Annotated in this window: 14 protein-coding genes; 8 read left to right on the top strand and 6 right to left on the bottom strand. The window is 74.0% G+C overall.

Translation table 11 applies throughout. The features are described from left to right. Positions 1 to 55: 55 nt before the first annotated feature. Positions 56 to 1,243, bottom strand: coding sequence for an SAV2148 family HEPN domain-containing protein (locus tag B073_RS0104610; protein WP_018536919.1), 1,188 nt, complete (start codon positions 1,241 to 1,243; stop codon positions 56 to 58). A 629-nt stretch (positions 1,244 to 1,872) separates the two neighbouring features. On the opposite strand from B073_RS0104610, the gene glgX reads away from it, so the two are divergent. Further along, complete coding sequence (gene glgX, locus B073_RS0104615) at positions 1,873 to 4,086, top strand: glycogen debranching protein GlgX (RefSeq protein WP_018536920.1); 2,214 nt, start codon at positions 1,873 to 1,875, stop codon at positions 4,084 to 4,086. A gap of 27 nt (positions 4,087 to 4,113) precedes the next feature. On the opposite strand, the gene B073_RS0104620 is transcribed toward glgX, so the two are convergent. Beyond that, positions 4,114 to 5,397 carry an MFS transporter gene (locus B073_RS0104620; RefSeq protein WP_018536921.1) on the bottom strand — a complete coding sequence of 428 codons (1,284 nt, stop codon included), beginning with the start codon at positions 5,395 to 5,397 and terminating at the stop codon, positions 4,114 to 4,116. 164 nt (positions 5,398 to 5,561) lie between these two features. On the opposite strand from B073_RS0104620, the gene treY reads away from it, so the two are divergent. Beyond that, entirely contained in the window at positions 5,562 to 8,132 is a 2,571-nt protein-coding gene (gene treY / locus B073_RS39100) for a malto-oligosyltrehalose synthase (protein ID WP_018536922.1), read from the top strand. Between the two features lie 36 nt (positions 8,133 to 8,168). Here the strand turns inward: treY and B073_RS0104630 are convergent, their stop codons facing one another. Continuing rightward, positions 8,169 to 9,050 carry a LysR family transcriptional regulator gene (locus B073_RS0104630; RefSeq protein ID WP_018536923.1) on the bottom strand — a complete coding sequence of 294 codons (882 nt, stop codon included), beginning with the start codon at positions 9,048 to 9,050 and terminating at the stop codon, positions 8,169 to 8,171. Between the two features lie 150 nt (positions 9,051 to 9,200). Here B073_RS0104630 and lpdA point away from each other — a divergent pair, with 150 nt between their 5' ends. Beyond that, positions 9,201 to 10,655, top strand: coding sequence for a dihydrolipoyl dehydrogenase (lpdA, locus tag B073_RS0104635; protein WP_018536924.1), 1,455 nt, complete (start codon positions 9,201 to 9,203; stop codon positions 10,653 to 10,655). A gap of 56 nt (positions 10,656 to 10,711) precedes the next feature. Here lpdA and B073_RS0104640 read toward each other — a convergent pair whose 3' ends face one another. After that, on the bottom strand, positions 10,712 to 11,284 hold the full coding sequence (locus B073_RS0104640; RefSeq protein ID WP_018536925.1) for a DUF1707 and FHA domain-containing protein: 573 nt from the start codon (positions 11,282 to 11,284) through the stop codon (positions 10,712 to 10,714). Positions 11,285 to 11,451: 167 nt separating this feature from the next. Here B073_RS0104640 and treZ point away from each other — a divergent pair, with 167 nt between their 5' ends. Then, positions 11,452 to 13,287, top strand: a complete 1,836-nt coding sequence (gene treZ, locus B073_RS0104645; RefSeq protein WP_018536926.1) for a malto-oligosyltrehalose trehalohydrolase — start codon at positions 11,452 to 11,454, stop codon at positions 13,285 to 13,287. 328 nt (positions 13,288 to 13,615) lie between these two features. On the opposite strand, the gene B073_RS0104650 is transcribed toward treZ, so the two are convergent. Both B073_RS0104650 and B073_RS0104655 read right to left on the bottom strand, forming a co-directional pair. Next, positions 13,616 to 14,149 (bottom strand): type 1 glutamine amidotransferase domain-containing protein, encoded by a 534-nt coding sequence (locus B073_RS0104650; protein WP_018536927.1) that lies wholly within the window; start codon positions 14,147 to 14,149, stop codon positions 13,616 to 13,618. A gap of 164 nt (positions 14,150 to 14,313) precedes the next feature. Beyond that, the gene (locus B073_RS0104655; protein WP_018536928.1) at positions 14,314 to 15,801 is read right to left on the bottom strand and encodes a purine-cytosine permease family protein; all 1,488 of its coding nucleotides are present in this window, start codon (positions 15,799 to 15,801) and stop codon (positions 14,314 to 14,316) included. Between the two features lie 150 nt (positions 15,802 to 15,951). Between B073_RS0104655 and B073_RS0104660 the strand changes: the two genes are divergently transcribed. The 4 genes from B073_RS0104660 to B073_RS39105 all read left to right on the top strand — a co-directional run bounded on the left by B073_RS0104660 (position 15,952) and on the right by B073_RS39105 (position 20,198). Next, complete coding sequence (locus B073_RS0104660; protein WP_018536929.1) at positions 15,952 to 17,541, top strand: PucR family transcriptional regulator; 1,590 nt, start codon at positions 15,952 to 15,954, stop codon at positions 17,539 to 17,541. Between the two features lie 129 nt (positions 17,542 to 17,670). After that, positions 17,671 to 18,588 (top strand): metallophosphoesterase family protein, encoded by a 918-nt coding sequence (locus B073_RS0104665; protein ID WP_018536930.1) that lies wholly within the window; start codon positions 17,671 to 17,673, stop codon positions 18,586 to 18,588. After that, complete coding sequence (locus tag B073_RS0104670; RefSeq protein WP_018536931.1) at positions 18,585 to 19,250, top strand: 4'-phosphopantetheinyl transferase family protein; 666 nt, start codon at positions 18,585 to 18,587, stop codon at positions 19,248 to 19,250. Before B073_RS0104665 ends, B073_RS0104670 begins: the two co-directional genes overlap by 4 nt. Before the next feature lie 282 nt (positions 19,251 to 19,532). After that, positions 19,533 to 20,198: a hypothetical protein gene (locus B073_RS39105; RefSeq protein WP_037810860.1), complete on the top strand. Its 666-nt coding sequence runs from the start codon at positions 19,533 to 19,535 to the stop codon at positions 20,196 to 20,198. Positions 20,199 to 20,283 lie beyond the last annotated feature (85 nt).

Consider the following 20,283-nt stretch of genomic DNA (forward strand, 5'->3'; position numbering starts at 1 on the left):
CGCGCCACTGACAATCGACCGGGCCGTCCGCTCCGGCCGCCGCCCGGCGGCCCGTTCAGGAGACCGGCCGGGAGTCCGCCCAGACGCTCTCGAACTCCTCGCGGTAGGTCTCGAAGAGTCCGTGGTCGGCCTCCCGCCCGTCGCGGGCGTCCTGGCGGACGACCTCGCGGCTGCCGCCGCGCAGCACGAACACCGGGGACTCCATCCCGCGGCTCTTGCGGAGGTAGGGCTGGACGACGGCCAGGCCGTCGGGCCCGTCGCCGTCGACGAGGTAGGCGGTGAAGCGCGGGGTCTCGTCGAAGACCTGGATCTCGAAGGCATCCGGATCCCGGAGCCGGGCCCGGACCCGCCGCATGTGGAGGATGTTCATCTCGATGGAACGGCTCATCTCGCCCTTCTTCAGGCCGATTTCGCGCTCCCGGCGGCGGACCGCGCTGCTGGCCGGGTTGAGGAAGAGCAGCCGCACCCGGCAGCCGGACTCGGCGAGCCGGACCAGCCGGCGGCCGGAGTAGTTCTGGACCAGGAGGTTGAGACCTATGCCCACCGCATCGAGGCGGCGGGCGCCCCCGAAGAGGTCCTCGGCGGGCAGCTGGCGCTGGAGCCGCACCCGGTCGGGGTGCACACCCACGACGTCGGCGTAGCGGTCGCCGACGAGGTCCTCGACGGCGTCGATGGGCAGCCGCCCGGAGATACGGGTCCCGGCGCCGGAACCGAGGATGTCCAGCAGCCGGGCGCTGGCCCGTTCGGCCTGGGCGAGCACGGTCCCGGACAGCGCGCGGTTGCGGGAGACGATGTTGCGGGCGACCTCCAGCTCGTCCAGGACCAGCTCGACCTCCCGGCGGTCGTCCACGTAGGGCTCGAAGCAGGGCCAGTGCTGGATCATCAGCTCGCGCAGCTGCGGGAGCGTCAGGAAGCTGACGATGTTGTCGTCGGCGGGGTCGAGGAGGTAGCCCTTGCGGCGGCTGACCTCGCGGACCGCGACCGCACGCTGGACCCACTCCTGGCCGGCGGGCCCGGCCGCCGCGATGACCCACTCGTCGCCGTGCACCGGCTCGTAGACGGGACGCAGTACGGCCGCGACGACGGCCCGCAGGCGCTGCTCGACGAGATTCAGCCAGATATAGGCGCGTCCGGCCCGGCGGGCCCGGGTGCGCACCTCGCTCCAGGCGTCGGCCCCCCAGTCCAGTTCCGCGCCGATCTCCAGCGGTCGGGCGAGGGACACCGTGCCGGGCGGTGCGTCCATGGAGCCGCCCTCGTGGCCCTCATGACCCTCGTCACCAGGCGGCAACTCCAGCCCGCCGCTCACCTGCCACCGCCTTCCGAACCCCCGTGCCAACGATCAAGGCAGACTACTGCGGCGCGGGGGGCGGTGCAGCAGGATGCATCGAGTGGGATGCCAACTCCCCTTGCCCATACTGCCGGTTGTGGCCGGAAAGCACGGCAGGAGTGAGCGGATTCATAGCCGCGACACAGGACGGGGGCGCATTCCGGCCCACGCGATGGAGTGTTCCGGTGGCGGCCCGTTGACACCGCGCCGCCGGCCCGGCGGGACGCGGACGCCGCGATTGGCCGGGGTGGCACTGGCGAACTGCGCGTCTTTGCGGTAGCCCGGGGGAGAGCGCCGCCTTCGAGGCGACCGCACCGCTCCCCGCCCCGCGCCGCCGTCCATACCGGCAGACCGCCCCCCGATCGGCGCACAGACATCCGACAATCCGACATCGCCGAAGATGAACCACCGTCCAGCGGATTTCACACAAAAAGATCCCGTTATCCGGCACTTTGGGAAGCATTGGTGAAGGATTTCCGATTCGGTCCGCGGACGTGTGTCGTGGAGTCGCCGCCGCCCCGCAGAGAAAGTGGAAGAGTCTACGCATGCAGGTCTGGCCGGGACAGATGTATCCGTTGGGTGCCACCTACGACGGTGCGGGCACCAACTTCGCGGTGTTCTCCGAAGCCGCCACACGCATCGAGCTGTGTCTGCTGCACGACGACGGCTCGGAGACCGCCGTCGAGCTGCGCGAGTCCGACGCCTTCGTACGGCACGCGTATCTGCCGGGGGTGATGCCGGGGCAGCGCTACGGTTTCCGGGCGCACGGCCCCTACGAGCCGGAGCGCGGGCACCGCTGCAATTCCGCCAAACTGCTCCTCGACCCCTACGCGCGGGCGATGAGCGGCGTGATCGACTGGGACGAGGCGGTCTACGGCTACCACTTCGGCCGCCCGGAGGTGCGCAACGACCTCGACTCGGCGCCGCACACCATGGCGTCGGTGGTGGTCAACCCGTACTTCGACTGGGGCGACGACCGCCCGCCGCGGACCGCGTACCACGAGACGGTGCTCTACGAGGCCCATGTGAAGGGCCTGACGATGCGCCACCCCGAACTGCCGGAGGAGCTGCGCGGCACCTACGCGGCGCTGGCGCACCCGGCGATCATCGACCACCTGACGGAGCTGGGGGTCACCGCTCTGGAGCTGATGCCGGTGCACCAGTTCGTCCAGGACCACCGGCTGGTGGACGCCGGGCTCAGCAACTACTGGGGCTACAACACCATCGGCTTCTTCGCCCCGCACAACGCCTACGCCTCCTGGGGGGACCGCGGGCAGCAGGTGCTGGAGTTCAAGACCGCGGTCCGGGCACTGCACCGCGCGGGCATCGAGGTCATCCTCGACGTCGTCTACAACCACACGGCCGAGGGCAGCCACCTGGGGCCGACGCTGTCCTTCCGGGGGCTGGACAACGCCTCGTACTACCGGCTGTCGGAAGACCGCCGCTACTACACGGACACCACGGGCACCGGGAACTCCCTGTTGATGCGCAGCCCGCACGTGCTCCAACTGGTGATGGACTCGCTGCGCTACTGGGTGCAGGAGATGCGGGTCGACGGGTTCCGGTTCGACCTGGCGGCGACGCTCGCGCGGCAATTCCACGAGGTGGACCGGCTGTCGTCGTTCTTCGACCTGGTGCATCAGGACCCGGTGGTCAGCCAGGTGAAGCTGATCGCCGAGCCCTGGGACGTCGGGGAGGGCGGCTACCAGGTGGGGAACTTCCCACCACTGTGGACGGAGTGGAACGGCAAGTACCGGGACACCGTGCGGGACCTGTGGCGCGGCGAGCCGCGCACACTGGCGGACTTCGGGTCCCGGCTGGCCGGTTCGTCCGACCTCTACCAGGAGGACGGGCGGCGGCCGCTGGCCTCGATCAACTTCGTCACCTGCCATGACGGTTTCACCCTGCGCGACCTGGTCTCGTACAACGACAAGCACAACGAGGCCAACGGCGAGGACAACCGGGACGGCGAGCGCTTCAACCGGTCGTGGAACTGCGGGGCCGAGGGGCCGACCGACGACCCCTCGGTGCGCCGGCTGCGGCTCCGGCAGATGCGGAACTTCCTCGCCACGCTGATGCTGTCGCAGGGCGTGCCGATGCTCAGCCACGGCGACGAGTTCGGGCGCAGCCAGCGCGGCAACAACAACGCCTACTGCCAGGACAACGAGCTGACGTGGGTGCGGTGGCCGGAGCGGGGGACGGCGGGCGCCGGCGGGCCGGCCGACGCCGACCAGAGCGACGGGGCCGAGGGGGTCGACGGGGCGGGGCCGGAGGCACCGGTGGCGGCCGAGCGGGAGGAGGAGCGGGCGCTGCTGGCGTTCGTCCGGCAGATGGTGTGGCTGCGCCGGGACCACCCGGTCTTCCGGCGGCGGCGGTTCTTCCAGGGGCACCCGATGGAGGGCACCCGCGACGAGCTGTCCGACATCGCGTGGTTCACCGCGACCGGCACGGAGATGGGTACCCGCGACTGGCAGTCCGTCCACGCCAAGGCGCTGACGGTCTTCCTCAACGGCAGCTCGATCTCGGAACCGGGGCCGCGCGGCGAGCCGGTCACCGACGACTCGTTCCTGCTGATGTTCAACGCCCACGACCAGGACAAGGAGTTCACGGTGCCGGAACACCTGGGCCGGCAGTGGCAGGTGGTGGTGGACACCGACCGGCCGGAAGCGGCGGCGGAGGGCCGGGGCGCCAAGGTCAAGGGCGGCGACCGGCTGACGCTGATCGGGCGGAGCCTGCTGGTGCTCCAACGGCCGGCCTGAGCGGGCCAGTACGGGCCGGCGGTGGGCTCAGGGGGCCGGTGCGCGGTCCGGGGCGGTCCCCCGGCCGGGCCGGGAGGCGCGTACGGGCACGGTGGGCCGGGCGCCGGCGCGGGTGGTGAGGGCGACGACGAGGACGAGCACCGCAGCGCCGACGGCGACCGCGAAGGCGGCGGCCGGGCCTTGGGCGTCGGCGAGCCGCCCGGAGACGGCCAGCGCCACGGCCTGGCCGCCGACCACCGCACTGGTGAGGAACGCCATCGACTCGGCCAGCCGGGTGGCCGGCACCAGCCGTTCGGTGAGTCCGAAGAGGGTGATCAGGTGCGGGGCGAAGGCCACCCCGAGCACCACGACGACCAGATAGAGCGCCCCCATCGACCCGACGAACAGCAGCGGCACGGACAGCACGATCAGCGCGGCGGCGGCCGCCCGCCAGCGGGCCGGCAGGCCGATCCGGGCCGGCACCAGCGCCAGCGAGAGCCCCGCGGCGGCGCTCATCACGCCCATCGCCGCGTACACCAGGCCGGCCTGGGCGGGCTGGTGGAGGCGCTCGGTGAGCGCGGTGATGCCGGCCTGGCAGGCGCCGAACATCGCTCCCTGGAGGGCCGTGGACAGCCGCACGGCGTGGACGGCGCGGGGCATCCGGGTGCGGGCGGGGCGGGGGCGGGGCGTCCGTGTGCCCCGGGCGGACGGGTCCGCGGCGGGCCGGGTCACGGCCGCGGTCGGGTGCAGGGCGAACGCCGTGCCGCAGACCGCCGGCAGCAGCGCGGCCAGCGCCAGTGCCACCGCCGGATGGGCCACGGTGGCGGCCAGCCCCACCAGCGCCGGCCCGAGCACGAACGACACCTCGTCCAGGGTGCCCTCCAGGGACAGCGCGGCGCTCACCACGCGGTCCTCGGCCGCCGCCCGGTGCGCCAGGGCGACCAGGCGGGTGCGGGCCAGCGGACCGATCTGCGGCACACTCGCCCCGGCCAGCAGCGCGATCAGGGTGAGCGGGGGCGTCGCCATACGGGCCAGCGCGGCCGCCACCAGGGCCGCCACCGCGAGCGCGTTGACCCAGCAGGCCACCAGCACCACCGGGCGCTGGCCGTGCCGGTCCGCGAGCCGCCCCGTCAGCGGGCCGGCCACCGTCTGACCCGCCGCCAGCGCGCCGCCGACCAGGCCCGCAGTGGTCAGGGAACCGCTCGTCGCGGCCACCAGCAACACCGTGCCGAGCTGGCACATGGCGGTCGGCAGCCGCCCCAGGAAGGAGACGACGGGCAGCAGCGGCCCGCTCAGGGCGAGCACCCGGCGATAGGTGGCAGCGGCGGTCATCACAAGAAGCTATCCGCCGGCCCGGCGCGGTCCGTACCGTCGGTACGTACGAAGCGCTACCCGGGAGCGGCCTTCCGGTTCGGGCGAAAACACGACCGGCGGGACGGTCCGGGATGACGCGACCCGATGACAGAACGGGCCGCCTGCGGGGTACGGGTGTTCCCATGAGGCAGCCTTCGAGTCCGTCGCCGACCGCCACCTACCGGCTGCAGCTCCAGCCGGACTTCCCGTTCGCCGCCGCCGAACGGGCGGTCCCCTACCTCGCCGCCCTCGGAGTGTCCCATCTGCACCTCTCCCCCGTACTGGAGGCGGTACCGGGCTCCACCCACGGGTACGACGTGACCGGCCACGCGGCGGTGCGCGCCGAACTGGGCGGCGAGGAGGGGCTGCGGGCGCTGGCGGCGACGGCCCGCGCGCACGGCCTCGGGCTGGTCGTCGACATCGTGCCCAACCACATGGCGGTGCCCGCGCCGGTGTCGCTCAACGGGCCGCTGTGGGAGGTGCTGCGCGACGGGCCGGCGTCGCGGTACGCGCGCTGGTTCGACATCGACTGGGACGGCGGGCACGGAGGGCGGCTGCTGCTGCCCGTACTGGAGGGGCGGATCGGGGACGAGCTGCCCCGTTTCCGGGTCGAGGGGCCGCTACTGCACTACGGGGAGCAGGTCTTCCCGCTGCGCCCCGGTACGGAACGGCTTCCCCTGCCGCGTCTTCTGGAGGCGCAGTGGTACCGCCTCGCCTGGTGGCGGCTGGCCCGCACCGAGCTCAACTACCGGCGGTTCTTCACCATTTCGCAGCTGATCGGGGTCCGCGCCGAGGACCCGGAGGTGTTCGCCGCGACGCACGCGACGGTGCTGCGGCTGGTCCGGGAGGGCGTCGTCGACGGGCTGCGGGTCGACCATCCGGACGGGCTGGTGGATCCGGGCGGCTATCTGGCGCGGCTGCGAGCCGGGACCAAGGGCTGCTGGACGGTGGTCGAGAAGATCCTGACCGGCGCGGAGCGGCTGCCGGGCGGCTGGGCGTGCGCCGGCACCACGGGCTATGACGCGCTGCGCCACATCGACGGGCTGTTCGTCTGCCCGCAGGGCTCGGGGCGGCTCTTCTCGCACTACCGGGACTTCGTCACCCCGTTGGCCGACGAGGGCGGTGACTGGGAGGAGACGGTGCGCCGGGCCGCGTACGAGGTCGTCGAGCACGAGCTGGCGGCGGAGGTGGAGCGGCTGGTGCGGACCGCGGCCCGGATCGCCGAGCGGGTGCCCCGGCCGGGCGACCACGCGCCGTGGGCGCTGCGGCAGGCGGTGCGGGAACTGCTGGTGCGGCTGCCGGTCTACCGGCCGTACGCCGGGGACACCACGGACGGCACGCGGACCGCGGCGGACGCGGCGATGCTGGGCGGCGCGGCGGAACGGGCCCGGGCCACCTTCCGGGTGCCGGAGGAGGCCGCGGCGGTGGATCTCGTCCACGACCTGGCACTGGGGCGGTTCGCCCGGGGCGGGGACGGGGACGGTACGGCGGGCTCCGCGGCCGTGGACCGGGATGCCGTGGACGGGGACGACACGAACCGCGATGTCGCGAACCGCGATGTCGCCGATTTCGCGGCGCGGTTCGCGCAGACCGCGTCCGCGCTGCACGCCAAGTCCGTGGAGGACACCGCCTTCTACCGCTATCCGGTGCTGCTGTCGGCGTGCGAGGTCGGCGGCGATCCCGGGGAACCCGCGCTGGGGCCCGGGACGTTCCACGAGTACTGCGCGCGGTTGCAGCGGGACTGGCCGGAGAGCGGCACGGCGCTCTCCACGCACGACACCAAGCGCAGTGCCGATGTGCGGGCGCGGATCGCGGTGCTGTCGGAGTGCCCGGACCGGTGGCGGGATGTGCTGAGCGCGGTGGCCGACGGGAGGGAGGTCGCGGACGATGCGGTTCCGGTGGATCCGATGGTGGCCTGGACGGCCTGGCAGACGGCGTTCGGGCTCGGCGCGTCCGCCGCCGGGGGCCCGGCGGCGGAGCGTCTGACGCCCGCGGTCCTCAAGGCGGTGCGGGAGGCCGGGCTGCGCACGACGTGGACGGAGCCGGACGCGGTGTACGAGGAGGCGGTGGCGGAGTTCGTTCGCGGTGGGCCGTGCGGCCCGGCGGCCGGCCGGCTGGCCGCCCTGGAGGCCGAACTCGCCCCGCACATCCGGGCGAACGTCCTGGGCGCCGCGCTGCTGCACCTCACCATGCCGGGTGTCCCCGACGTCTATCAGGGCACCGAGCGGGAGTACGCGGCGCTGGTCGATCCGGACAACCGGCGGCCCCCGCGGTTCGAGCCGGAGCTGCTCGCGGAACTGGACGGCGGTGCCACGCCGGCCGGCCCGTCCGCCGAGAAACTGCGGCTGACGGCGGCCGCGCTGCGGCTGCGGCGGGCGCACCCGGAGTGGTTCGGCGCCGCCTCGACGTACCAGCCGCTGACCGCGGAGGGCCCGGCGGCCGAGCACTGTGTGGCCTTCGTCCGCGGCGGGCGGGTGGTGACGGCGGTGACCCGGCTGTCGCTGCGGCTGCGGGAGACCGGCGGCTGGTGGGACACCGTGCTGCGGCTGCCCGCGGGCGGCGCCTGGCGGGAGCTGCTCACCGGCCGCACGGTGGCGGGCGGCGCCGCGGTGGGGGTGGACACCCTGCTGACGGAGTGGCCGGTGGCACTGCTCGTACGGGAGGAGGGGCCGGGGGCGGGACGGGGTCAACTGCCAGGGGATGAGCGGGAGTAGAGGACGAGGGCAGAGCAGACATGTACTGACATCCCATCAGGTCACCTCGTCCGCACCCCACTCCCGCAGCATCTCCGTGAACTCCGCCGCCGCGCCCGTCAGTTCCACCCGCGAGAAGACCGTGATGTCGCGGCGCCACGGTGGATCGGTGGGTATCCGGGCACAGTCGAGGCCGGTGAGTTCGTGGGCGGCGGTGAGCAGCACGCCGACGCCGGCCGAGGCCATCCGGACGGCCGTCGAGGTGTGCTGGGTGCGGACGGCGGTGCGCGGGGTGAAGCCGGCCCGCTCGCACTCCACGTCCAGCCAGCGGCGGCCGGCCAGGACGGGTTCCAGGCTGCACCGCACCCAGGGCCGGTCCGCGAGGTCCGCCAGCCGCACCGACTCCCGGTCGGCGAGCGGGTCGCCGTGCGGGACGACCAGCACCATCCGCTCCCGGCCGACGACGGTGACCGGCCCCGGCCAGTCCTCCGGGCGCGGCCCCAGTGCCATGTCGGCGACCCCTCGTGCCATTTGGCCGGTCAGTTCGTCGGTGGTGGCGTACTCGTGGAGCACCAGGCGCACCCCGGGCCGCAGCCGGGTCCAGCGGGCGCAGACCGCCGGGAGCACCCCGATGGCCTGGGCGTGCACCGTCGCGATGTGGAGTTCCCCGCTCTCCGCCCCGCCGGCCGCCAGCGCCGCACGGCGGGCCTGGCGGGCGCTGCGGACGGCGAGTTCGGCGTGCGGGTAGTAGGCCCGGCCCATCGCGGTCAGCCGCACCCCGCGGGTCATCCGCTCCAGCAGCGGGCCGCCGACCTCCCGCTCCAGCGCCTTGATCTGGTGCGAGAGCGCGGACTGGCTGACGTGCAGCGCCTCCGCGGCCCGGGTGAAGGACTGCTCCTCGACCACCGCCACCAGGTATTCCATCTGCCGCAGACTCATCCGCCGCTCCCCGCCTCCCCCGTGTGCCCCCGCGCACCGTTCGTCGCCCGTGCACACCGTTGACCGTTTCCGAGCTCATGCACATCGTGCATCGTCCCCATAGAAACATTGCCTTGGACTCATGGCGGCGCGCGGGCGGAGGCTGGCGCCATGGACACGCACTCGATCACGGACCGGACCGACGCGCCGGATGTCGTCGTCATCGGCGGCGGGACCGGCGGCTACAGCACCGCCCTGCGGGCCGCCGCCCTCGGGCTGCGGGTGGTGCTCGCCGAGCGGGACCTCGTCGGCGGCACCTGCCTGCACCGCGGCTGCATCCCCAGCAAGGCGATGCTGCACGCCGCGGAGCTGGTCGACGGGATCGCGGAGGCGGGCGTCCGTTGGGGCGTCAAGGCGACCCTGGACGCGGTGGACTGGGACGCGCTGACCGCCACCCGGGACGACATCGTGGCCCGCAACCATCAGGGCGTGACCGGCACCCTGGCGCGGGCCGGGGTGCGGGTGGTGCACGGCTCGGCCCGGCTGACCGGGCCCCGTTCGGTGGTCGTCGACGGGCCGGCGGGCGGCGCGCTCACGGCCCGGCGCGGGATCGTGCTGGCGACCGGCTCCCGGCCCCGGATGCTGCCGGGCCTGGCGGCGGACGGGCGGAGGGTGGTGACCAGCGACGACGCGCTGTTCGCGGCCGGGCTTCCGGGGTCGGTGCTGGTGCTGGGCGGCGGGGCGATCGGCGTCGAGTACGCCTCCTTCCACCGCTCGATGGGTGCCGAGGTGACCCTCGTGGAGGCCGCGGACCGGCTGCTCCCGTTGGAGGACGAGGACGTCGGCCGGCATCTGGTGCGCGGGCTGCGGCGGCGCGGGATCACCGTCCGCACCGGCTCGACGCTGAACGGAACGGAGCTGCTGCCGGACGGCGTGCGGGCCACCGTCCGCACGCCCGGGGGCGAGGAGGTGGTCGTCGAGGCCGAGCGGTTGCTGGTGGCGGTGGGGCGGGCCCCGGTGACCGACGGGCTGGGGCTCGCGGCGGCCGGACTGGCGGTGGACGAGCGGGGGTTCGTGCCGCCGGCGGACTGGTCGCGGCTGGAGACCGCGGTGCCGGGCGTCCATGTGGTCGGCGATCTGCTGCCGCCGCCGTCGCCCGGGCTGGCGCACGCCTCGTTCGCCGAGGGGCTGCTGGTCGCCGAGACGCTGGCGGGGGTGCCGTCGCGTCCGGTGGACTACGCGACGGTGCCGCGGGTGACGTACTCCAGTCCGCAGACCGCCTCGGTCGGGCTGAGCGAGGCCGCGGCGCGCGATCGGGGCCTGGAATTCAAGGTGAACACGCTGCCGCTGACGGCCACCGCCAAGGGGATGGTCCACGGGCAGGGCGGGATGGTGAAGGTTCTCGCTGCGGCGGACGGGGCGGGCGGCGAGGCCACCGGCGCGGTGCTGGGCGTCCATCTGGTGGGGCCGCACGTCTCGGAGATGATCGCGGAGAGCCAGCTGATCGTGGCGTGGGACGCCGAACCGTCCGATGTCGCCCAGCAGGTGCACGCCCATCCGACGCTGTCCGAGGCGGTCGGGGAGGCGTTCCTGACGCTGGCGGGGCGGGGGCTGCACCAGCACTGACGGCGCGCCGCGACGGGTGTACGGGGGCGCGCCACACCGGCGGCCGGGACCGTTCCTCAGGGCTCGGTGCGGCTCTGGCGCTCCTGACGCTCCTGGCGCTCCGTCAGGACGTAGTCCACATGCCCGAATCTGATGTGGTCGCCGGGCCCCACCGGTATCTCGCCCACCAGGCGGCGGCCGTTGACGCAGGTGCCGTTGGTGGAGCCGAGATCGCGCAGCATCCAGCCGGTGCCCTCGCTGCGCAGCTCGGCGTGGTTGCGGGAGACCGTCTCGTGGTTGAGCCGCAGGCCGACGCCCGGGGCCCGCCCGATCAGCAGCGGGAACGGCCCGGGCTCCGGCAGCAGCAGCTTCGGCAGTCGCTCCGTGCGCCACGCCCTGCGCACCCGGAGGTGGAACGCCGAGACCCGGCCGATCATCCGCAGCACCAGTGCCTGCGCCTTGCCGCGGCTCTCCAGATCCGCGGTGGCGGCCGCGAGTTCGGAGTGCTGCTGGGCGGCCAGGACGAGTTCCAGCCGGCGCAGGAAGGTGTCCTGGGACAGCCGTCCGTCCGCCGCGCCGTCGCGCAGCAGCTCAAGGGCGCGTTCCCGATCGGCGTCCGAGGGCCGCGCGGGGAACTGGAGCGAAGTCATGGGGTGATTCTCCGACCTGCGGTGACCGGTGTCCAGGCGATGTCGGTGGCCCGCCGCACCGCGTCCTTCCGTCCGGGGCGGCGGCGTGCTTTCGTCGACGGAAGCGGGTCCGCGGGGCCTTCGGACGTGCGGGGCGGCCGGGGCCGGAGTGACGAAGGAGGACAGGCGTGCTGTTCGAGGTATGGGCGCCGGACGCCGGCCGGGTCGCGCTCCAGTGGGCCGGCGAACGGCCGGACGCACCGCCGGTCCCCCTGGAGCGCGATCCCGGCCGACCCGGCTGGTGGCACGCGGAGGCACCGGCCGGCGACGGCGACCGCTACGCCTTCCGGCTCGACGGCGGCCCGCCGCGGCCGGACCCGCGCGCCGCCCGGCTGCCGGACGGCCCCGGCGGGCCCGGCGCGGTCGTCGACCACGCGCGGTTCGCCTGGCGGCACCCCTGGCCCGGCCGCCCGCTGCCCGGCGCCGTCCTCTACGAGCTGCACATCGGGACATACACCCCCGAGGGCACCTTCGACGCGGCCGCGGCCCGCCTCGGCCACCTCGCCGGCCTCGGCATCACCCATGTCTCCCTGATGCCGGTCTGCCCGTTCCCCGGGCGGCACGGCTGGGGCTACGACGGGATCGCGCCCTGGGCGGTGCACGAACCGTACGGCGGGCCCGACGGGCTCAAGCGGTTCGTGGACGCCGCGCACGGCCACGGGCTCGGCGTCGTCCTCGACGTCGTCCACAACCACCTCGGCCCGTCCGGCAACCATCTCCCGGAATTCGGCCCGTACTTCACCGACGCCCACCGGACGCCCTGGGGGGCCGCGGTCAACCTCGACGCCCCCGGTTCCGACGAGGTCCGCCGCTATCTCATCGGGAGCGCGCTCGGCTGGCTGCGCGACTACCGCGTCGACGGGCTCCGGCTGGACGCCGTGCACGCCCTGCACGACGACCGCGCCCAGCACTTCCTGGCCGAACTGTCCGCCGCGGTGGACGCGCTCGCCGCCCAGCTGCGCCGCCCGCTCTTCCTGATCGCCGAGTCCGACCGCAACGACCCGCGCACCACGGCGCCGCGGGCGAGCGGCGGCCTCGGCCTGCACGCCCAGTGGAACGACGACTTCCACCATGCCCTGCACACCGCGCTGACCGGTGAATCCCACGGCTACTACGCCGACTTCGCACGCGCCCCGCTCGCCGCCCTCGCCAAGACCCTGACCGGCGGCTTCTTCCACGACGGCGGCCACTCCAGCTTCCGCGGCCGCCGGCACGGCGCACCGCTCGACCTGCGGACGACCCCGCCGCACCGGCTGCTCGCCTACGCGCAGACCCACGACCAGATCGGCAACCGCGCGTACGGCGACCGGCTCACCGCGACGCTCTCCCCCGGCCTGCTCGCCTGCGCCGCGGCGCTGGTGCTCTGCTCCCCGTTCACCCCGATGCTCTTCATGGGCGAGGAGTGGGGCGCGCGGACCCCGTGGCAGTACTTCACCGACCACCCGGACCCGGAACTGGCGGAGGCCGTACGGGCGGGCCGGCGGCGGGAGTTCGCGGCGCAGGAGGGCGGCGCCGCGCACAAGGACGGCCTCGGCGCGGACTGGCCCGACCCGCAGGACCCGGCCACCCGCGACCGCTGCGTCCTGGACTGGTCCGAGCAGTCCGCCGAACCGCACGCCGCCCTGCTGTCCTGGTACCGCACCCTCCTCACCCTCCGCCGCACCCACCCCGCCCTGACCGACCCGGACCCGTCCCGCACCCACCTCGCCTACGACGAGTCCGCCCGCTGGTTCCTGCTCCGCCGCGGCCCCCTCCACCTGGCCGTCAACCTCGCCCCCGACACCACGGCCACCATCCCCCTCGCCCCGTCCGCCCTGTCTACCCCGTCCACCCCAACCGCCCCCTCCGCCTTCGACGCACCCGCGGGCTGGCCGCACCCCCTCCTCCCGGACGGCAACGGGCTGTTGCACCTGCCCGGGGAGTCGGCGGCGGTGGTGATCGGGGCGGGGTGGGGGGAGGGGTGAGGCGGGGGGTGGGGGATGTTCCCTAGGGGACGCGTGGGCCCCCTGTCGGGCCTCAACGCCCGGACGGGGGCGGGATATTCCGCAGAGAAGGCCCAGCAAGAAGGAAGGCCCAGCAAGAAGGCCCGTCAGAGAACGCCCGTCAGTTCCGCACAGAAGGCCCGTCAGATCCGCGCAGAAGGCCGATCAGAGCAGGGCGCACAAGCTTCGGAGAAGGGTCCGTCAGAACCGGCACAGCGGCCGCGCCCAGGGTAGGGCGCCCCGGACCTGACGCACGGTGTACGCCCAGGGCGGCGAGCTGAACAGGTGGCCCGGCCCTCATCACGCCCCATCAGCGGCCGAACTCCTCGATCAATGCCTTGCAGAAGGCGTCCAGATCGCCGGGCCGGCGGCTGGTGACGAGGGTGTTGTCGGCCTGGGTGCAGACGACGACCTGTTTGTCGACCCAGGTGCCGCCGGCGTTGCGGATGTCGGTGCGCAGGCTGGGCCAGGAGGTGAGGGTGCGGCCGCGGACCACGCCGGCCTCGATCAGGGTCCAGGGGGCGTGGCAGATGGCGGCGACCGGTTTGCCGGTCTCGAAGAAGGACGCGGTGAAGGAGACGGCGCCCTTGTCCATACGGAGGGCGTCGGGGTTGGCCACGCCACCGGGGAGGACCAGGGCGTCGAACTCGGCGACCGACGCGGCGTCCACGGTCCGGTCGACGGGGAAGCTGTCGGCCCGGTCGAGGTGGTGGAACGCCTGGATCCGGCCCGACCTGGTGGAGACCAGCGTGGGGGTGCCGCCCGCGGCGGTGACCGCCTGCCAGGGCCTGGTCAGCTCGACCTGCTCGGTGCCCTCGGGGGCCACCAGAAACGCCACCTGCATGGTGCGCTCACTTCCCTTCAGCCGTCGGCCCGAGGGCCGGACGGGGCCGGAGAACGCCGGTCGGTCGGCGGGATGCGTCCTACCGACCGACCATAGCGGGAGGAAGTGGGCGGCTCATCCTCTGGTCCGCGGCGCCCCCGGGGGCGGCCCGCGCCGCCCGCGGCTCAGGCGTGCGAGGCCGCGGCCGCCGGCCCGTCCGCGTCGGCGCCCTCCAGCTCGCGCTCGCTCGCGGCGACCGCCGCCGCCTCCGCCGCCAGGTCGAGGTTGCCGGTGAGCAGGCGGTACAGGCCGCCGCCGACCAGCAGGCCGGGCACGAAGGACAGGTCAGCGCCGCCCAGCGCCTCGGCGACCGGGCCGGTGTAGAACGACGTGGCGAAGAACGGGATCATCGCGACGAAGCCCGCGGCGTAGGCGGCGATGCCGCGCCAGGACCAGCGGCCGTAGATGCCGGACGGGTCGAAGATGGCGGTGACCGCATAGTGGCCGCGCCGCACCCAGTAGAAGTCGACGAGGTTGACCGCCGTCCACGGGATCAGGAAGTAGAGCATCATCAGCACGAAGGTGTTGAAGCTCGCCAGGTAGTTCTCCGGCAGCAGCATCGCCACGGTGAAGACGATCAGGCCGATGGCCACGATGCCGGCGATCCGGACCCGGACGGTCGGCTTGACCGCGCGGAAGGCGTCGATCGCGCTGGTGGTGGTGAGCATCGCGCCGTAGGCGTTGACGGCCATGATGCCGACCAGGGCGACGGAGGAGACGACCACCGCGAAGGTGCCGAAGCCGGGGACGATCGCGTTGCCGACCTGGCGGACGGCGGTGATCGCGTCCGGGTGCGGCAGCGCCGAGGCGAGCAGGGCGCCCAGCGACATGAGCCAGGCGGCGGAGCCGGCCGCGCCCGCGTAGGTCCACCAGACGACCTTGCGCGCGGAGACGTCGCGGGGCAGGTAGCGGGAGTAGTCCGAGACGTAGACGGCGTAGCTGATCTGGTAGCCGGCCGCGGCGGAGAAGACGACCAGGAAGGACGTCCAGGAGCCGTGCGCGGCGTGCCCGGCGGCGGCCGCGGAGTGCGGGTCGAGCCGGCTCAGCGCGCCGACGGTCAGCACCCCGAAGACCGCGATCAGCACATAGGTGAGCCAGCGCTGGACGAGGTGCAGCAGGTCGTGGCCGACGACGGCGAGCAGGAGGGCGACGCCGATGATCAGGACGTACCAGAGGGTGGTGCCGCCGGGGAAGACGGTCCGCAGGCCCTGGGCGGCCAGCACGACGTTGAAGACGTTGAAGCCGACGTAGACGAAGACCACGGCGGCGAACGGGACGATGGCGCCACGGATGCCGAACTGGGCCCGCGACTGGATCATCTGCGGCAGGCCCATCCGGGGGCCCTGGTTGGCGTGGAAGGCCATGAAGAAGGTGCCGAAGCAGGCGCCGAGGACGACGGCGGCCACGGAGGCGGGCAGGCCCAGGCCGAGGGCGGGGCCGAGGAAGCCGGTGACCATCGTGGTCAGCACGAAGTTGCCGGTGAACCAGAAGGGGCCCTGGTGCCACACCTTCCCGTGCCGTTCGCGGACGGGGACGTAGTCGATGGAGCGGACCTCGATGACGCGGGAGCCTCGCCCCTCGCGCGTGCCTTCCCTGGGTGCCGTGGGGTCCATGGTTACTCCTCGGGCGTGGCGACAGAGGGCGTGCGGGGGCCACCGCCGTGGGGTGGCGGTTTCCGCGGTGGTGTGAACCTAGGGGTCCGCCCCGCCGGTACTCGATCGCCCGATCGTCCATCCAATAGATATGTGGTGGACACTATGTCTATGCCGTTGCGTATCGCGGACCTGCTGGCCCGGCCCGACCTCCGTCTGGCGCTCACCTACGACGTGCCGCCCGAACTGCTCTCCCGCACCGTCGAGGCGGCCACCGTCTCCGATCTCCTGGTCCCGGGGAAGTGGCTGCAGGGCGGCGAGCTGCTGATGACGATCGGGCTGCTGCTGCCGAGGGAGCCGGCGGCCTGCCGGGACTACGTCCGGGACGTGGCCGGGGGCGGCGCGGCCTGCCTGGCGCTCGGGCTGGGGCAGGGGCTGCCGTATCAGGAGGCGCCGGAACCGCTGGTCACGGCGGCGAGGGAGGCGCGGCTGCCGCTGCTGACGGTGCCGGACGAGGTGCCGTTCATCGCGGTCACCAAGGCGGTCTTCGACGCCCGGGCCGCCGAGCAGCGGGAGGTGCTGCAGCGGGCGTTCGCGACCCAGCGGCGGCTGACCGCGGCCGCGGCGACCAGCGACGGGCTGCAGCCGATGCTGGCGGAGTGGACGGCGGCCACCGGGGTCGGCGCCACGGTCCTCGATCCGCTGGGGCGGCAGCTGGCGGCCGCCGGGCAGGAGCCGCCGACGCCGCCCGAGCAGGCCCGTGACCTGGTCGAACGGGTCGCCGCGCGGGGGCTGCGGGGCAGTGCGACCAGTACCGCCGGCGGCCGTCAGCTGGAGGTGCAGCCGCTCGGCGCCCGCCGGCTGCGGGGTCTGCTGCTGCTCGCCGGCCGCCCGGACGACGCCGCCCGCTCGGTGGTCCCCGGACTGATCTCGCTGCTCTCCCTGGAGCTGGAGCGGCGCCATCTGCGCGACGAGCCGGAGCGCCGCCGGCGGTCGGCACTGCTGTCGGAGCTGCTGGCGGACGAGGACCTGACGGCGGACCGGGCCCGGGACATGCTGGCCTCGGTGGGGCTGTCCGCGGAGCGGGTGCGGGCGGTCGTGGTGGAGGTCGCGCCGGCCGCCGGGCCACCGGGTGCGGGCGGTGCCGCCCCGTCGGCCGGGCTGCCCGAGGGCGCGGCCCAGGAGACGGCGGCCGATCTGGCGCTGGCGATGCCCGGCGGGCTGGTGCGGGTGACCGGCGGGCCGGGTTCCGGGCCGGCGCCGGTGATCGAGGCGGTGGTCGGCGAGGAGCTGGACATCCACGCGGTGCTCGGCCGGTTCGCGCCGGGCTGCCCGGCGGGCATCGGACCGGCCACCGCGCCGGACGCGGTCCGGGTGTCGCTGCGGCAGGCGACGGGTCTGCTGGCGGTCAGCCGGACCGCCGGGGCGCCCGTGGAGGCCCGGCAGAGCGAGGCCGCCCGGCTTCTGCTGGAGCTGGGCGACCGCCGGACGCTGCACGGCTACGCCGACACCGTCCTCGGCCCGCTGGACCTGGCCGACGGCGGTGAGGAGCTGATCGCCACCCTCGCCGCCTGGCTGGAGACCGGCGGCGCCTGGGACGCCACCAGCCGCCGGCTCGGCGTCCACCGGCACACCGTGCGCAACCGCCTGGACAAGGCGATGGACCTCACCGGGCGCCGCCTCGACGACCCCGACGACCGCTTCGACCTGTGGCTGGCGACCCGTATCCGGCGCGGCGGCCGCTCCCCCGGCGGCCGTTGACGACCGGGCGCACGGCTGCGCGCCGGTGGCCCGCCGCCCCGCTGCCCGGAGCCCGGCGGGCCCTCGGCAGAACCTCCTGATCACCGGCGGCGCTTCACCTTTCCCCCGGTCAGCGTCTTTACTGCTGAGGTGACCTACGAGATCCGCACCTTCGCCCCCGGCGCCGAGTACGCCACCGCCGGGCCGGCCCCCGCCTCGCGCGAGGGCCGGCTGGTGGCCGTCAGCGACCTGCACGTCCGGTACGACGAGAACCGCGACATCGTCGAGCAGTTACGGCCGGAGTCCGACGACGACTGGCTGCTGGTCGCCGGCGACATCGGGGAACAGATCGACGACATCCGCTGGGCGCTGGGCCTGCTGAGCAGCCGGTTCGCCAAGGTGGTGTGGGTGCCCGGCAACCACGAACTGTGGACCCCCGCCAAGGACCCGGTCCAGCTGCGCGGGGTGGCGCGCTACCAGCATCTGCTGGAGATCTGCCGGGAGTTGGGGGTGGTGACGCCCGAGGACCCCTATCCCGTCTGGGAGGGCGCCGGCGGCCCGGTCGTCGTCGCGCCGCTCTTCCTGCTCTACGACTACTCCTTCCGCATGCCCGGCATGGCCTCCAAGGAGGAGGCCCTGAAGATCGCCGAGCAGGCCGGGGTCGTCTGCACCGACGAGTACTTCCTGCACCCCGACCCCTATCCGTCCCGCGAGGCGTGGTGCCGGGCCCGGGTGGCGGAGACCGAGGCCCGGCTCGCGGCGCTCCCGGAGGACCTGCCGACCGTCCTGATCAACCACTGGCCGCTGGTCCGCGAGCCCACCAGGCCGTTGTGGTACCCGGAGTTCGCCCTGTGGTGCGGGACGGAGGCCACGGCCGACTGGCCGCGCCGGTTCCGCGCCGCCACGGTGGTCTACGGACATCTGCACATCCCGCGGTTGCTGCGGTGCGACGGAGTGCTCCACCAGGAGGTGTCGCTCGGCTACCCTCGCGAATGGCGGCGCCGCTCCGGCTCCCCCGGCCGCCCGGTCCAGATCCTGCCCCTCGCGACCACCGGAGTGCCCGCGTGATCGAGAAGCTGCTGCCCGCACCGATATCCACCGCCGAGTCGTTCGCCGACGACCCCGTCTCGGAGATGTATCCCGAGGAGTTCGAGCTGGTCGCCAACGCGGTGCCCAACCGACAGCGGGAGTTCGGGACGGTGCGCAACTGCGCCCGCCGGGCCCTGGGGGCGTTCGGCATCGACCCGGCGCCGGTACTGCCCGGCCCCGGCCGCGCCCCGCGCTGGCCGGACGGGATCGTCGGCGCGATGACCCACTGCACCGGCTACCGCGGCGCCGCGGTGGCCCGGGCCAGGGACGTCCGCTCCCTGGGCGTGGACGCCGAACCCCACGCCCCCATCGAGGACCCCGGGGTCGTCGACCTGGTGACGCTCCCCGAGGAGCGCGCCCAGATCGCCCAACTCGCCGTGCACCAGCCGGAGATCTGCTGGGCGCGGCTGATCTTCAGCGCCAAGGAGAGCGTCTACAAGGCGTGGTATCCGCTCACCGGCCGCTGGCTGGGCTTCGAGGACGCCCGCCTCACCCTCGACCCGACCGACGCCACCTTCACCGCCCGGCTGCTGGTGCCGGGCCCGGTGGTGGACGGCCACCGCCTTGACACGTTCAGCGGCCGGTGGCTGATCGGGGCGGGGCTGGTGATGACGGCGGTGACGGTGCCGGGAACGGCCTGACCGGCGGCCCGTATCGGCCGCCTCTCCCGCGCGGGGCATCCCTTGGACGGCCGCCGGAACTCTCCTGATACCCCGCGCTTCCCTGACGTCCATGCCCGCCGAGCGGGCTTCAGCGGCCGGCCCGCCGTCGCAGGCGGCCGGCCGCCACGGTCAGGGACCGCTACGAGACTCGGCGCGTCCCTGGGCGGCGGCGTCGTCTTTTCCATTAACCTCCACTAACCGTATGAAGTCGATCAATTACTGATCGCATCCGATCGCATCCGGTCAATTTTCGGAGAAGACATGCGCAAGCTTCGCAAGGCTGCCGTCGTCGTAGCCGTTCTCGGCAGCGTCGGACTCCTCGGCGCCGGTACCTCCTACGCCGGCGTCGACGCGGGCGGCCACTCCGGCCACCCCAAGCCGGGCCAGCAGACCACCCACCGGCAGCAGGCGAGCCACCACACCAGCCGACACCGGACCGCCCGCGGCACCGTCCGCCACCAGGAGAGCGGCAGCCGCATCGTCGTACAGCAGCAGCCGCCCCGCTACATCATCGTCCGGCAGCAGCCGAGCCGGACCATCATCGTCCGGCACCGGCCGAGCCGCAGCACCGTGATGCGGCAGCAGACGACCGTCATCAACGGCCAGCCGCAGCAGCAGGCCGCTCCCCAGCAGGCGGCTCCCGCCCAGCCGCAGCAGGCCGCCCCCGCCGCCCCCCAGCCGCAGCAGCAGGCACGCCCCCACACCGCCCCCCGGCAGCAGAGCAACCGCGGGCGCCACGAGGGCGGCCACGTCCTCGTCCTCCGGCAGAGCTCCGCGTGCGGGACGTACGACAAGAACGTCGACGTGTTCGGCGAGGTCGGGGTCGCCAACGGCTGGCTGCCGCTGCACCGGTGGCACGACCGGCGGGGCGACCAGCACGTCCGGATCGGCACGTCGATGGGGTGCAACAACGTCGCCCACCTGTAACGCGCCGGCCCGAAGGGGCCCGCGGTGGACCCCTCCACCCCCGTGAAACCCCGGATGCCCGCGCCCTGTCACCAGGGCGCGGGCA

The sequence above is a fragment of the Streptomyces sp. MspMP-M5 genome (assembly GCF_000373585.1).
Taxonomy (GTDB): domain Bacteria; phylum Actinomycetota; class Actinomycetes; order Streptomycetales; family Streptomycetaceae; genus Streptomyces.